This is a genomic window from Muricoccus nepalensis (assembly GCF_006438825.1).
In the GTDB taxonomy this organism is placed as follows: Bacteria; Pseudomonadota; Alphaproteobacteria; order Acetobacterales; family Acetobacteraceae; genus Roseomonas; species Roseomonas nepalensis.
The window spans coordinates 101,496-115,130 of sequence record NZ_RCZP01000010.1 but is presented as its reverse complement, the minus strand read 5'-3'; the positions used below and the strand labels follow the sequence as shown (position 1 = coordinate 115,130).

Below are 13,635 nucleotides of genomic sequence, written 5' to 3'. Positions count from 1 at the left end.
CCCCGCGTCCGGTTTGACGCGCGCCGGAGGTCGATGACCTCCGGCGACTGACGTCTCAACCCACGCGGCTTGAAGAATAATCCAAGGGCGCTGCCCCGGCCGGTTCAGCCCTGGAAAAACAGATCGCGAGGTCCGGGGAGCCCGCCGGCTCCCCGGCTCGGGACAAACGCTTCGCGTTTGCCCGGAGGGTCTGGGAGGCAGCGCCTCCCGGAGTCACCCGCACCCCCTCACCGCACCGCCGCCCGCCCGCGCCCCTGCAGCACCAGCAGCCCCGCCGCCAGCGCCATGCCGATCCAGTGCGGCGCCGGCAGCCAGGGCAGCACCCCCTCGAGCAGCGCCGGGAAGACCAGCAGCAGCCCCGCCACCGTGAAGCCCGCCCGCTCCAGCCCGTTCAGCGCCCGCCGGAAGAAGCCCTGGCAGGCCGCCGCCAGGGCCGCGAGACCCAGCGTCGCCAGCAGGATCTGCCAGGCCACGTCCAGCCAGGTCATGCTCGGCGTCAGGTTCAGCAGCAGCCCCACGCCCTCCGGATCCGTCACGAAAACGAAGGGCAGCACGAAGGCCGGCAAGGTGTACTTCCAGGCCTGGAGCGTCGTGGAGTAGGGCCCCGCCCCCGTGATGGCCGCGGCCGCAAAGGGCGACAGCGCGGTCGGCGGCGAGACCTCGCTCAGCACGGCGTAGTAGAAGACGAACATGTGCGCGGCGTAGTCGGGCACGCCGAGCTTCATCAGCGCCGGCGCCGCCACCACCGCGCAGATGATGTAGCTGGCCGTCACCGGCACCGCGAGGCCGATGACCCAGACGATCAGCCCCGTGAACAGCGCCGTCCCCAGGATGGACCCGTTCGCCGCCTGGATCGCGATGTCCGAGAACTTCAGCCCGAGCCCCGTCAGCGTGATCACGCCCACGATGATCCCCGCGCAGGCGCAGGTGGCCGCGATGCCGACCGACTGGATCGCGCCGATCGCCAGCGCCTCCACCAGCTTCTTCGGCACCAGCGCCGTGTCCCGCCGCAGGAAGGACAGCACCACCGCGACGGCCATCGCGTAGAGCACCGCCAGCGTGGAGCTGTAGCCGAGCACCATGAACACGATGATCGCGACCAGCGAGGAGAAGTGGAACCCGTACTTCCGCACCAGCTCCCGCGCCGGGGTGGCGGAGGGCACCTCCACCGCCTTGCCCGCCGCCCCCAGCCGCCGCTGGTCCAGCTCCACCATGAACAGCAGTGAGGCGTAGTAGAGGCAGGTCGGCACGATCGCCATGCGCAGCACGTCGAGGTAGCCGATCTTCAGGTACTCGGAGATGAGGAAGGCCGCCGCCCCCAGCACGGGCGGCGAGATGATGGCGCCCAGGCCCCCCGCCGCCAGCAGCCCGCCGGCGTCCGACGCCTTGTAGCCAACCTTCTTCATCATCGGCCAGGCGACGGTGCCGAGCGTCACCGTGGTCGCGACCCCCGAGCCCGACGGACCGCCGAGCAGGAAGGAGGACAGCACCACCGTCCGTCCCGCGCTGCTCGCCTTGCCCCCCATGATCGAGAAGGAGAAGTCCACGAAGAACTTCCCCGCGCCGCTGAGCTGCAGGATGGCGCCGTAGATGGTGAAGAGGATGATCAGCGTCGCCGAGACGTCCACCGCCGTCCCGAAGATGCCGTCCAGCCCCACCGCCAGATGCGGGATCAGCCGCTCGGAATCATAGCCCCGGTGCGTCCAGGGCGCGGGAAGGTGGTTGCCGAGGAAGGCGTAGGCGATGAAGGCGAGGGCCACGACGGGCATCACCGGCCCCGTGGTGCGCCGCGTCACCTCCAGCACCAGCCCGACGAGCAGCCAGCCGACCACGAGGTCCATCGGCTCGGGGAAGATCACCCGGTCCTGCAGGTCGTCGCCGCCGGAGACGAGATACCAGATGACGTAGAGCGACACCGCGATCAGCACGGCGTCCCAGGCCATGAAGCGGTGCCGGAATCGCTTGGAGACGGGAAACAGGAAGAAGCCGATCGCCAGCGCGAAGCCCACGTGCACGAAGCGCAGCGTCGTCGTCGGCACGATGTCCCAGGCCGCCCAGAGATGGAACAGGCTCATCGCCAGCGCCATCGCCGTGCCGATCCAGGCGAGCACGCCGCGGAAGCGGTGCTGCGCGCCCTCCTCCTCCTCGATCAGCGCCTCGACCCGCGCGGTGGTGGCGGCGTCCAGCGAGCCCGGCGCCACCTCGAAGGGCAGCCCGGCGCCCAGCCCCGGGGCCGCGCCCGCCGGCCCGTCCGACGGAACCGCCACCTCCTCGCGGCGCATCAGGCGAGCGTCGCGCCGGCCGAGCGCCAGTAGGCTTCCGCCGCCGGGTGCCAGGGGATGCCGGCCGCCGCGGTCTTCTGCCCCTCCAGCTTGAAGTTCCGCGCCTCCGCGTGGGTGCGCGCCAGGTCCTCGCGCCCCTCCCAGGTCAGCTTCAGCAGGCTCGTCACCATCTCGGCCGGCATGTCCTCGCGAACGGCCAGCACGTTGGCCACCGACATCTGCTTGTTGTCGGTGGCCTGCCCCGGATAGGTGCCGGCCGGGATCACCTCGTTGAAGTAGACCGGCCCGTGCTTCTCCACGATCTTCGCCGTGTACTCGGCGTGGTCGATCATCTGGATCTGCACGCCCGGGCTGGCGCCGAGGTCCGTGATCGCGCTCGTCGGGATGCCCGAGACGAAGAAGTAGGCGTCGAGCTTCCCGTCCTTCACCGCGTTGGTCGATTCCGCCGGCGACAGGCGCTCGCGCGCGCGGAAGTCCTTCGCGGGATCGAGCCCCGCCGCCTCGATCAGCCGCAGCGCCATCACCTCGGTCGCCGAGCCCGGCGCGCCCGTGGAGACGCGCTTGCCCTTCATGTCCGGGATCGACTTGATGCCCGTGCTCGCGACCGTCACCACCTGCATGCGGTTGGTGTAGATGACCGCGATCGCCCGCGCCGGCACCGGGCGGCCCCGGAAGCGCTCGTTCCCGCGCACCGCGTCCACCGCCGCGTCCACCTGCGTGAAGATCAGCCCGACGCGTCCGGCGCCGAGAAGCTGGAGATTGCCGACCGAGCCCCCCGTCACCTCCACGGTGGCCGACATGCCCGGCATCTGCCGCGAGATGAGGTTCGCCAGCGCCCCGCCCAGCGGGTAGTAGACGCCGCCCGTGGTGCCCGTCGCGATCGCGAGTTGCTGCCCCTGCGCGGATGCGCGCCGCGATGCCAGCAGGGTCGGCGCCGCCAGCACCGTGCCGGCCGCGAGGATGCCTCGACGCGGGATTGCCATCGCCCGTTCTCCTTGGTTCGCTTCTGGGTACCGTTTCCCTGGGTGCACCATAGCCCGCCCTTCGGAGGCGGCGGAAGGGCCGCGCCCCCGGCTCTCGTTACGGTGTCGTTACGCCGTTTCCACCCGGCCTCTCCCGCACCCCCAGCAGCAGCACGGCCCCAAGGGCCATGAAGCCCGCGGTGGTCGCCATGCCCAGGCGCTGGCTCCCGCTCCACTGCGTCACCGCCGCCAACACCGCCGGCCCCAGGAACCCCGTGATCCGGCCCGAGAGCGCGAAGAGCCCGAAATGCGCGGCCATCTCCCCCTCGGGCGCCAGCCGGGCCATCAGTGTGCGCGAGGCCGCCTGCGCCGGCCCGAAGAACAGCCCGAGCACCAGCGCCAGGCCCCAGAACAGCGCGGCCCCCTCCACCACCACCAGCGCGAGGCCGATCGCGACCAGCGCCGCGAGCGAGGCCAGCACCATCCGCCGCGACCCCACCCGATCCTCCACCAGCCCGCCCAGCGCCGCCCCGATCCCGGCCGAGACGTTCATCGCGATCCCGAAGAGCAGCACCTCCTGGAAGCCGAGCCCGTGCACCCCGGCCGCGAAGATCGCGCCGAAGGCAAACAGCGTGTTCAGCCCGTCCGTGTAGAACAGCCGCGCGAGGAGGAAGCGCAGCATGTCGGGCCGCCCTGTGAGCCCCCGCAGCACGCCGCGCAGCTCCGCGAGCCCCGCCCGCGCCGCCTCCCTCCAGCCCGGCTTCACCCCCGGCGGGTCCCGCAGCGCCACCAGCACCGGCCAGCCGAACAGCAGCATCCAGGCGCCCACGAGCACCGCCGCCGCCCGGATCGTCTCCCCCTGCGTCTTGTCCAGCCCGAAGGGCGGGGGATCGGGCCGGATCAGCCCGAAGAGGCACAGCACGAGGCAGGTGAGCCCCCCCGCGTAGCCCAGCCCCCAGGCCAGCCCCGAGACCCGCCCGATCCGCGCGGGCGAGGCCACCTCCGGCAGCATCGCGTTGTAGAAGACGGTGCCCACCTCGAAGAACACCGTCGCCAGCCCCACGCAGGCGAGCACGTAGATGGCCGAGGAGGCCTCCGGCCGCGCGAACCAGATCGCGGCCGTGCAGGCAGCGGTCGCCACCGTGCAGAGCCCGAGCATCAGCCGCCGCCGGCCCCCCGCGTCCGCCACCGCCCCCAGCACCGGCGACAGCAGGGCGATCGCGAGCCCGGCCGCGGTCTGCATCCACCCCCACATCGTCTGCCCCGCCACGGGGTCGGGCGCCACGGCCTGGGCGAACCAGGTGGCGATGACGAAGGTGGTCACCACCGTGGGAAAGGCGCTGTTCGCCCAGTCGTAGAGCGACCAGGCGAACTCGCGGCGGTTCACGGGCGAGCGGCCGGGAAGGCGGGCCGCGCCGGGGTCACGCGCGCTCCAGCGCGCGCAGCGCGACGGCGACGGCCGAGAGCTCGCCCAGCCCCGCGGCCTCACGGGCGAGCCGCACGGCCTCGGCCGGCGGCGCCACGGGCTCGCCGGCCAGGGCCGCGCGCGCCACCCGCGCCTGCATCGCGCCGAGGTCCTCCAGCAGCGCGGCCCGCGCCCTCGGCCCGAAGGCCCCTGGCGCCGCCGCGGCCAGGGCCGCACCCCGCAGCGCCTCCAGCCCGAACTCCCGCCCGGCGGCGTCCCAGGCCGCGGCCGCCCGCCCCGGCGAGACCCCGGCGCCCGCCGCCAGCCGCACGATGCCGATCGCGGCCGAGAGCGAGCCCGCCCCCGCCACCAGCCGCGCCGCGGCCTCCGGCAGCACCCCGTCCCGCGGCCCCCCGTCACGAGGCATCGGCACCGCGGCGATCAGCGCCTCCACCCCCGGCCGCAGCAGCGCCTCCGCCTCGGCCAGCGGGGTGGCGTCGCCCAGCAGCGCCCGCGCGGCGTCCTCGTGCAGCCGCCGCAGGACCAGCAGCGCGGCCCGGCGCGCCGCGGGCGGCACCGGCGCGGCGTCGAGCGAATCCTCGGCCGCCGCGATCCCGAACAGCCGGTCCGCCAGCCAGGCGGCGCGCGCCACCGAGGCGCCGTCCCCCTCCGCCGCCAGCCGCGACACGCCCGCCGGGCCCAGTCGGTTGGCCGCCGCGTTCGCCAGCATGGTCGCCACCAGGTTCCGCCGCAGCCGGTGCCCTTCGATCAGCGCCGGGAACCGCTCCTGCAGCGGATGCGGGAAATAGCCTCGCAGGGTGGGCAGCAGCGCGGGGTCGTCGGGCAGCGCGCCCTCCTCCACGGCGTCCGCCAGCCACAGCTTGGCCACCGGCAGCAGCGCCGCGATCTCGGGCCGCGTCAGCGCGTCCCCCGCCCCGATCCGCTCCGCCATCCGGGCCGCGGAGGGCAGGCCGAGCACGGCGCGGTCGAGCAGCCCCACCCCCTCCAGCCGCGTCATCAGCGCGGCCTGCGCCGGCAGCGCCTCCGCCCCCGCCGCCTGCTCCAGCGACAGCGCGCCGAACTGCGCGGCGTTGTCCGCCAGCACCAGCGCCGCCACCTCGTCCGTCATGGAGGCCAGCAGCGCGTCCCGCTGCGTGCGCGTCAGCGCGCCGCCCCGCTCCGCCTCGGCCAGCAGGATCTTGATGTTCACCTCGTGGTCCGACGTGCTGACCCCCGCGGAGTTGTCGAGCGCGTCGGTGTCGATCGCGACGCCCGCCCGCGCCGCCTCGATCCGCCCGGCCTGCGTCACCGCCAGGTTCGCGCCCTCGCCCACCACGCGCGCGCGCAGCTCGTGCCCGTCGATCCGCAGCGCGTCGTTCGCGCGGTCCCCGGCCTCCGCCTGGCTCTCGGCGCCCCCCTTCACGTAGGTCCCGATGCCGCCGAAGTAGAGCAGGTCCACCTCGGCCCGCAGGATCGCGCGCATGACGGCGACCGGCTCCGCGCGCTCCTCCTCGATGCCCAGCAGCGCCCGCGCCTGGGGCGAGAGCGGGATGAAGCGCGCGTTCCGCGGGAACACGCCGCCCCCCTCGCTCACCCGCCGCACGTCGTAATCCGCCCAGGAGGAGCGCGGCAGCGCGAAGAGCCGCGCGCGCTCCTCGAACGACATCGCCGGATCGGGGTCGGGGTCGATGAAGATGTGCCGATGGTCGAAGGCGGCCACCAGCCGCGTCTGGCGCGAGATCAGCAGCCCGTTGCCGAAGACGTCGCCGGACATGTCGCCGACCCCCGCGCAGGTGAAGGGCTCCGCCTGGATGTCGCGCCCCATCTCCGCGAAGTGGCGCGCGATCATCACCCAGGCGCCCTTGGCGGTGATGCCCATCTCCTTGTGGTCGTAGCCCGCCGAGCCGCCCGAGGCGAAGGCGTCGCCGAGCCAGAAGCCGTACTCCGCCGAGAGCCCGTTCGCGATGTCGGAGAAGGTCGCCGTCCCCTTGTCCGCGGCCGCCACGATGTAGGGATCGTCCCCGTCCCGCCGCACGACGCGCGGGGGCGGCACGACGGCGCCGTCGGCCCCGTAGTTGTCGGTCACGTCCAGCATCGCGCGGATCAGCGTGCTGTAGGCCGCGATCCCCGCGGCCATGAAGGCCTCGCGGTCCGACGGCGCGGGCACGTTGCCCTTCAGGATGAAGCCGCCCTTCGCGCCCGTCGGCACGATGATGACGTTCTTCAGGCGCTGCGCCTTCATCAGGCCGAGGATCTCCGTGCGGAAGTCCTCGCGCCGGTCGCTCCAGCGGATGCCGCCGCGCGCGACCGGCCCCGCCCGCAGGTGGCAGCCCTCCATGTGCATGGCGGAGACGAAGATCTCCCGCCACGGCCGCGGGTCCGGCATCTCCCCCGCGCGCGCGCTCTCGAACTTGAGCGAGAGGTAGCTCTTCTCCTGGAAGTAGTTCGTGCGCACGACGGCATCGAGCGCGGTGCGCAGCCGCGCCAGGATGCGGTCCGCGTCGGGGTCCGCGATCCCCTCCACCAGCGCCGCCCATTCGGCCGCCGCCCGCGCCTCCTCCCCCGCGCGGTCCGCGAGGTCGGGGTCGAAGCGCGCGCGGAACAGCGCGACGAGGATCCGCGCCGCCTCCGGCACCGCGGCCAGCGCGCCCTCCACCGCCGGCTGCGGGAAGGCGAAGCCCACCTGCTTGCACCAGCGGAACACCGCGCGCAGCAGCCAGGCCTCGCGCCAGGTGATGCCCGCCCGCAGCGCCAGGCGGTTGAAGCCGTCCGCCTCCGCCCGGCCCTCCAGCAGCGCCGACAGCGCGTCCAGCAGCTCGTCGAAGCGGTCCTCCGGCGCCTCCGTTCCCGCCTCCAGCGCGAAGACGTGCAGCACCACCGGCTCGGCCCCGGCCGGGGACAGCCGCCAGGGCTGCTCCTCGATCGCGCGCAGGTCGAGGCTCTCGAACAAGGGAAGCGCGTCGGCCAGCGGCAGCGGCCCGCCGGGGCTGGCCAGCCGCAGCGAGAGCCGCCGCGCCCCCTCGCCGGGAATGCGCGAGACGCTCGCGACGGGCCGTCCCGCCGCCAGCGCCGCCTCGGCCAGCCGCAGGTCGGACACCGCCTGGGCCGCCGTCATCTCCTCGGCGTAGGCGGCGGGGAAGGCCTCCGCCCAGCGCGCGGCCAGGCGCGCGCCCTCGGCCTCGCCGGCGGATTCCGCCAGCGCCTCGCCCAGCGCCTCCGGGAAGCGCCGCGCGGCCTGCACGATCGCCGCCTCCAGCACCGAGGCCTCCGGCGCCGGCCCCGCGCCCGGCTCCGTGCCGATGACGTAGTGCACCCGCGCCAGCGGCGTGTCGCCGATCGCGATGTAGAAGGCCGAGAGCCGCCCGCCAAAGGCCGAGGCCAGCAGCCGCCCCACCCTCTCGCGCAGGCGCGTGTCGAAGCCCTCCCGCGGCAGCCACACGATGGCCGAGACGAAGCGCCCGAGCGGGTCGCGCCGCAGCACCAGCGCGGGGCGCGGGCGGATCGCGAGGTCGAGCGCCCGCCGCGCCCCCGCCAGGATGTCCGCCTCCTCCGCCTGGAACAGCTCGTCGCGCGGCCAGGTGTCGAGGATGGACTGGAAGGCCCGCGCGTCGTGGCTGTCCGGCACCGCGCCCGAGGCCGCCATCACCCGCCGCACCTTCGGCGCCAGCCAGGGGATGGAGCGCGGGTTGCGGTTGTAGGCGGTGGCCGCGAAGAGCCCCATGAAGAGCCGCAGCCCCACCACCGTGCCGTCGGCGGCAAGAATCCGCGTCGCCACCACGTCCGCGTGGCTCGGGCGGTGCACCAGCAGCCGCATGTTCGCCTTCGCCACCGCCAGCGCCACGGGCTGCGTCAGCGCCGCCCGCACCGGCGCCGTGACGGCGGAAAGGTCGCGCAGCGCGTCGAAGACGGGAACCGATTCGTCCCGCAGCAGGCCGAGCCCGTCCTCCATCGTCACCGGCCCGCCCGGCGGCATCCGCAACACGCGGTGCCCGAGGAAGACGAAGTTGTCCTCGGCCAGCCAGCGCAGGAAGGCGACCGCCTCCTCCGCCTCCGGCGCGGCGGCGATCTCCACCTCGGCCGCGCGCAGGCGGGAGAGCATGGTGCCGAAGTCGCCGACCGCCAGCCGCACCTCGGACAGCGCGCGCCGCAGCGCCGCCTCCACCGCCGGCCAGTCCGCGGGCGTCCCGCGCCCCGTGCCGGCGGGCGCGATCTCGATCCGCATGACGCTCTCGTTCGGCCCGCCCGCCGCGGCCGGCCCGATCGCCTCCACCCGCCCCGCCGCGTCCCGCCGCACCGCGAGCACCGGGTGCAGCAGCCGCCGCACCCCGCGCCCCGAGAGCTGCAAGGCCGCCAGCGCGCTCTCGACCAGGAAGGGCATGTCCTCGGTCGCGATCTCCGCCACCGCGCCCCCGCCGCCCTGCGGCGGCGTGAGGCGGAGCGCCACCGTCCCCGGCCGCCGCGTCTCCACCACGCCGAACAGCGAGGCCGCGTCCGTCGCCAGCGCCTCGGGCGGCCGCGCCGCCAGCGCCTCCACCGGCATGGAGCGGCCCAGGCCCCGCAGCAGGTCCCCCGCCGCCGGCGGCAGGGCGGGCGCGAGCCGCGCCAGCGCCGCCGCGGCCTCGGCGAGCAGCGCCGCGCGCATGCCCTCCCCCCCATCCCCGCGCGGGGCGTCCTGGCGGGGGGCGGATGTCAGGTCGTCGGGCATGCGCGTTCTCCTCCGGACGGCGGGAGCCTCGGGCCAAGGGCCGCCCGGCGCAAGCGCGGCGCCGCGGCCGGGGGGCGGTGCGGGCGCGCCACGGAACGCCCCGAAGCCCCGCGCGCGGCCGCGACGCCCTGGCCGCCCCGCCCCGATCCGCCTACCCTGCGCGGGCCATGGCCATGACCCTCGCAGACCTCCTCCACCCCGTGGACCCCGCCCGCTTCTTCGCGGAGTTCCACGACCGCCAGCCGCTGCATGTCCGGGGCGGCGCGGCCAAGTTCGCGAACGTGCTCTCCTGGTCCGTCATCGACCGGCTTCTGAACCAGACGCATATCTGGACGAGCCAGTCGCTGAAGATGCAGATGGACGGCCAGCCCGTCCCGCCCGAGGCCTACTGCCTCCGCGCCACCAGCCGCGACAACGCGCCGGTCCTGCAGCCCGACGCCCGCAAGCTCCGCGAGTGGGCGGCCAAGGGCGCCTCCTTCGTGCTGAACGACGTCGACAGCCTCACCCCCGGCCTCGCCTCCGTGTCGGAGGCGCTGGAAGGGGCCAACCTCGGCCGCGCTCAGGCGAACGTCTACGTCTCCTTCCAGGCCCACAAGGCCTTCCCCGCCCATTTCGACACCCACGACGTCTGGGCGGTGCAGGTGGAGGGCGAGAAGACCTGGAACATCTGGTCCGGCCGCGCCGACTACCCGATTCCCCACCCCGCCTTCCGCAGCCTCGGCCAGGCCCACCACGACCGCGCCAAGGGCGTCCTGCGGGAGAAGGTGCTGCTCAAGGCCGGCGACCTCCTCTACCTGCCGCGCGGCTGGTACCACGACGCGCTCGCCGAGGGCCCCGCCTCCGTCCACGTCGCCTACGGCGTCCACGCGCCCATCGGCCTCGACCTCGCCAACCTGCTGGTCGAGCGCGCGATCCAGGACCCGCCCTTCCGACAGCCCCTGCCCCGCCAGGACGGCACGCCGGCCGCCCAGTTCGCCCTCACCACCCGCGCCGCCCAGCTCGGCCAGCGCCTGGCGGAGCTCGCCCGCGACCCGCAGGTGCTCCAAGTGCTGGCCCGTCAGGTCGCCGAGGCCCGCTATCACCGCGGCGGCGTCAACCTCCTCGCCGCCCGCGGCCTCGAGCCCGAGCGCGCGGAGGAGGCTGCCTCCCCCGAGGGTTCCGGCTTCCGCGTCCTCGCCGCCGGGGCGAAGCCCGTCCGCCGCGGCACGGACTGGGTGCTGAAGACCCCCGCCGCCACCCTTCCCCTCACCCCGCCCGAGGCCGAAGCCGCGGGCTGGCTCCTCGCCCGGCGCGAGGTCGACGCCGCCAGCCTCCGCGCCGCCCACCCGGGCGTGGACGCCGAGAACCTCCTCACCCGCCTGACCGACGCCGGAGCGCTGGCCGCCGCATGAGTCCCCTTCTCGCCGTCCCGCTCCTCCTCGCCTTCGCCAGCCCGATCCTCCCCGCCCCCTTCGCCGCCGGCCCGGCCGCCGCCCAGCCCGTCCGCCCCCCGCCCCCCTTCGCCTGCGTCGGCGCCGAGGCGCTGGAGGACGACGTCTTCGAGATCCCCTTCCCCGCCGGGCGCGATCGCCTGACGGAGGCCGCGCGGACGAACCTCAACGCCGCCCTCGCCCTCCTCAAGGCCGAGCCCGACCGCAACGCCTGCATCCTCGGCCACGCCCACCGGGAGGGCGGCCAACAGACGAGCGTCCAGCTCGCCGCCAGCCGCGCCCGCGCGGTGCGCGAGGCCCTGCACGCCGCGGGGCTGCCCGAGTCCCGCCTCCGCTCCGAGGCGCGGGTGGCCGGCTTCAGCCGCACCACCGCCAACGCCGTCGCCCGCAGCGTCTCGATCGTCGTGATGCCCGTGGTGGCCGCCCGCCCCGAGCCCCTGCCGCGCCCGCCCGCCGAGCCCCCGGAGCCACGCCCCGACACCCAGCGTCCGGGCGCGCGGCCGCCCGAGCCGCCGCCGGCGCCCCCGGCTGAGGCCCCGCCCCGCGAGACGACCCCGCCCCCGCCGGCCCCGCCGCCCGCACCCCCGCGCGAGACCACCACCCCGCCGCCCGCGCCCCCCGCCGAGGCCCCGCCGCGCGAGACGACGCCCCCGCCCGCCCCGCCCCCCGAGGCGCCGCCGGGCGAGGCCGCGCCGGGCAAGCCCGACTAGCGCGCCCTTCCCGACCTTCGGCGTGGCCCTTCGCTCTTCCACGGAGCGGCGCGCCTCGTTATAAACGATGCCTCAACGAAATTTCCGTCGGTCGTCGAGGCAGTGTTGGACAGAAGCAGCCTGCAATCTCGCGCGGCCGGAGAGCGTCGCGCCGGCTGGTGGGCCGACTACCGGCAGGATCTCGCGCGCTACGGCCGCGGCACGGGCCACGGCACGGGGCGCCTTCCCGCGCCCCTCCTCGTCCTGCGCCACCGGGGCCTGCAGGCGCTGCTGCAGTACCGGATCGCCCACGCGGTGTTCCGCTCCGCGCTGCCCGGCCCGCTCCGGGCGGCGCTGCTCATGGCCATGGTGGCCTGGCAGAAGGCGGTGGAGGTCGCAACCCGCATCTCCATCCCCTACCGCGCCTCGATCGGCCCGGGCCTCCTCCTCGGCCACCCCGGCAACATCTTCGTCGGCGCGGAGGCGGCGGTCGGCCCGATGTGCACCCTCCACGACGGCGTGACCCTCGGCGTCTCGGGGCGCGGCGCCCAGCGCGGCTCCCCCGTCCTCGGCGAGAGCGTGACGGTCGGCGAGCGGGCGGTCCTCGTGGGCCGGATCACCGTCGGCCGCGGCGCCCGGATCGCGCCGGGCTCCCTCGTCAGCACCTCCGTGCCGGAGGGCGCGGCCGTGGCGGGCAACCCGGGCCGCCTTCTCGCCGGCCTCGCCCGGTGCGACCGGCCGGCGACGGCCGGAGCCGCCCTGCCCTGAGGCCGGGCCGCCCGGCTCAGGCCGGCAGCGTCCCGTCCGCCTTCAGCACCTCGCCCGCGAGATAGAGGCTCCCGCAGACGAGCACGCGCCCGGGGGCGCCCCGCACCCCCGCCAGCGCGTCCGCGACCCGCGGCCCGACGCGCGCCACCCCGCCCGAGGCCGCGACGATCTCCTCCGGCGGCACGGCCAGGTGCTGCCCCGGCTCCGCCACCGCCCAGACCGAGGCCGCCCGCGGCAGCAGCGGCGCGAGGAACTCCGCCACCGCCTTCGACTTCTTCATGCCGACCACGAGGTGCAGCGGCCGGTCATCCCAGGCCCGCACCGCCTCCGCCAGCGCGAGCCCCGCCCCGGCGTTGTGCCCGCCGTCCAACCAGAGTTCCCAGCCCAGCGGCAGCGCCGCGGCCAGGCGCCCGCCCAGCCGCTGCATCCGCGCCGGCCAGGTGGCGGCGGCGACGCCCCGCGCCATCGCCGCCTCGTCCAGCCAGGCCGGCCCCCAGGCCCGCAGCGCGGCCAGCGCGATGCCCGCGTTGTCGGCCTGGTGCGGCCCGGGCAGCCCCGGCGGCGGCAGGCGGAGCGACCCCTGCGCGTCGCGGTAGTCCAGCCCCGCCGCGTCCAGCCGCACCGCCCAGGCCGCCCCCCGCGCCAGCAGCGGCGCTCCCTGCCGCGCGGCCTCGCGCTCGATCACGGCCAGGGCCTCGGGCGCCTGCAGCCCGGTGGCCACGGGCACGCCGGGCTTGATGATCCCGGCCTTCTCCCCCGCGATCGCGCCCAGCGTGTCGCCGAGGAAGTCCGTGTGGTCCATCGAGACCGAGGCGATCGCGCAGGCCGCCGGCCGGTCCACCACGTTCGTCGCGTCGAAGCGCCCGCCGAGCCCCACCTCCAGCACCAGCAGGTCCGCCGGCACCCGGCTGAACAGGAGGAAGGCGACCGCGGTCGTGATCTCGAAGACGGTGATCGGCAGGCCGCCATTGGCCGCCTCCACCTCCTCCAGCGCCGCCGCCAGCATCTCCTCCTCCACGAGGGTTCCCGCGAGCCGGATCCGCTCGTGGAAGCGCACGAGGTGCGGCGAGGTATAGGCGTGCACCCGCTGGCCCGCCGCCTCGGCCACCGCGCGCAGGAAGGCGCAGGTGCTGCCCTTCCCGTTCGTCCCGGCGACGTGGATCACGGGCGGCAGCCGCCGCTCGGGGTTGCCCAGCGCGTCCAGGCAGCGCTGCAGCCGCCCGAGGCTGAGGTCGATCAGCTTCGGGTGCAACCCGTGCAGCCGGTCGATGATCCGCTCCGACCGCCCGGCGGCGGCGTCCCCGGGCGCGACCCGCAGCCCGGCCGGCGCCCCCCAGGGCGTAGCGGGGGGCGTGGCCGCCGGGAGATCCGTCTTCGCACCGGCCATGGCCGCC

Annotated in this window: 8 protein-coding genes; 3 read left to right on the top strand and 5 right to left on the bottom strand. The window is 75.6% G+C overall.

Annotated elements, in window-relative coordinates; translation table 11 throughout:
• Nucleotides 1–227: 227 nt before the first annotated feature.
• The 4 genes from EAH89_RS12835 to EAH89_RS12820 form a co-directional block, all read right to left on the bottom strand.
• Nucleotides 228–2,282, bottom strand: coding sequence for a TRAP transporter permease (locus tag EAH89_RS12835; protein ID WP_140883616.1), 2,055 nt, complete (start codon nt 2,280–2,282; stop codon nt 228–230).
• Nucleotides 2,282–3,265 (bottom strand): TAXI family TRAP transporter solute-binding subunit, encoded by a 984-nt coding sequence (locus EAH89_RS12830; protein WP_140883614.1) that lies wholly within the window; start codon nt 3,263–3,265, stop codon nt 2,282–2,284. The genes EAH89_RS12835 and EAH89_RS12830 overlap by 1 nt, the downstream gene beginning before the upstream one ends.
• A gap of 97 nt (nt 3,266–3,362) precedes the next feature.
• The gene (locus tag EAH89_RS12825; protein WP_140883611.1) at nt 3,363–4,631 is read right to left on the bottom strand and encodes an MFS transporter; all 1,269 of its coding nucleotides are present in this window, start codon (nt 4,629–4,631) and stop codon (nt 3,363–3,365) included.
• Nucleotides 4,632–4,665: 34 nt separating this feature from the next.
• A complete protein-coding gene (locus tag EAH89_RS12820) occupies nt 4,666–9,354 on the bottom strand; it encodes an NAD-glutamate dehydrogenase (RefSeq protein ID WP_140883608.1) in 4,689 nt (1,562 codons plus the stop codon).
• Between the two features lie 173 nt (nt 9,355–9,527).
• Between EAH89_RS12820 and EAH89_RS12815 the strand changes: the two genes are divergently transcribed.
• The 3 genes from EAH89_RS12815 to EAH89_RS12805 all read left to right on the top strand — a co-directional run bounded on the left by EAH89_RS12815 (nt 9,528) and on the right by EAH89_RS12805 (nt 12,241).
• Nucleotides 9,528–10,745 (top strand): cupin domain-containing protein, encoded by a 1,218-nt coding sequence (locus tag EAH89_RS12815; protein ID WP_241666996.1) that lies wholly within the window; start codon nt 9,528–9,530, stop codon nt 10,743–10,745.
• A complete protein-coding gene (locus tag EAH89_RS12810; protein ID WP_140883604.1) occupies nt 10,742–11,494 on the top strand; it encodes an OmpA family protein in 753 nt (250 codons plus the stop codon). The genes EAH89_RS12815 and EAH89_RS12810 overlap by 4 nt, the downstream gene beginning before the upstream one ends.
• 105 nt (nt 11,495–11,599) lie before the next feature.
• Entirely contained in the window at nt 11,600–12,241 is a 642-nt protein-coding gene (locus EAH89_RS12805; protein ID WP_140883601.1) for a serine O-acetyltransferase, read from the top strand.
• A 16-nt stretch (nt 12,242–12,257) separates the two neighbouring features.
• On the opposite strand, the gene EAH89_RS12800 is transcribed toward EAH89_RS12805, so the two are convergent.
• Nucleotides 12,258–13,628, bottom strand: coding sequence for a bifunctional folylpolyglutamate synthase/dihydrofolate synthase (locus EAH89_RS12800; RefSeq protein WP_140883599.1), 1,371 nt, complete (start codon nt 13,626–13,628; stop codon nt 12,258–12,260).
• Nucleotides 13,629–13,635 lie beyond the last annotated feature (7 nt).

Excerpts from the sequence above, each read along its gene's own strand:
- EAH89_RS12800 (WP_140883599.1), bottom strand. The coding sequence starts at position 13,628 with ATGGCCGGTGCGAAGACGGATCTCCCGGCGGCCACGCCCCCCGCTACG.
- EAH89_RS12830 (WP_140883614.1), bottom strand. The coding sequence starts at position 3,265 with ATGGCAATCCCGCGTCGAGGCATCCTCGCGGCCGGCACGGTGCTGGCG.
- EAH89_RS12815 (WP_241666996.1), top strand. The coding sequence starts at position 9,528 with ATGACCCTCGCAGACCTCCTCCACCCCGTGGACCCCGCCCGCTTCTTC.
- EAH89_RS12810 (WP_140883604.1), top strand. The coding sequence starts at position 10,742 with ATGAGTCCCCTTCTCGCCGTCCCGCTCCTCCTCGCCTTCGCCAGCCCG.
- EAH89_RS12820 (WP_140883608.1), bottom strand. The coding sequence starts at position 9,354 with ATGCCCGACGACCTGACATCCGCCCCCCGCCAGGACGCCCCGCGCGGG.
- EAH89_RS12835 (WP_140883616.1), bottom strand. The coding sequence starts at position 2,282 with ATGCGCCGCGAGGAGGTGGCGGTTCCGTCGGACGGGCCGGCGGGCGCG.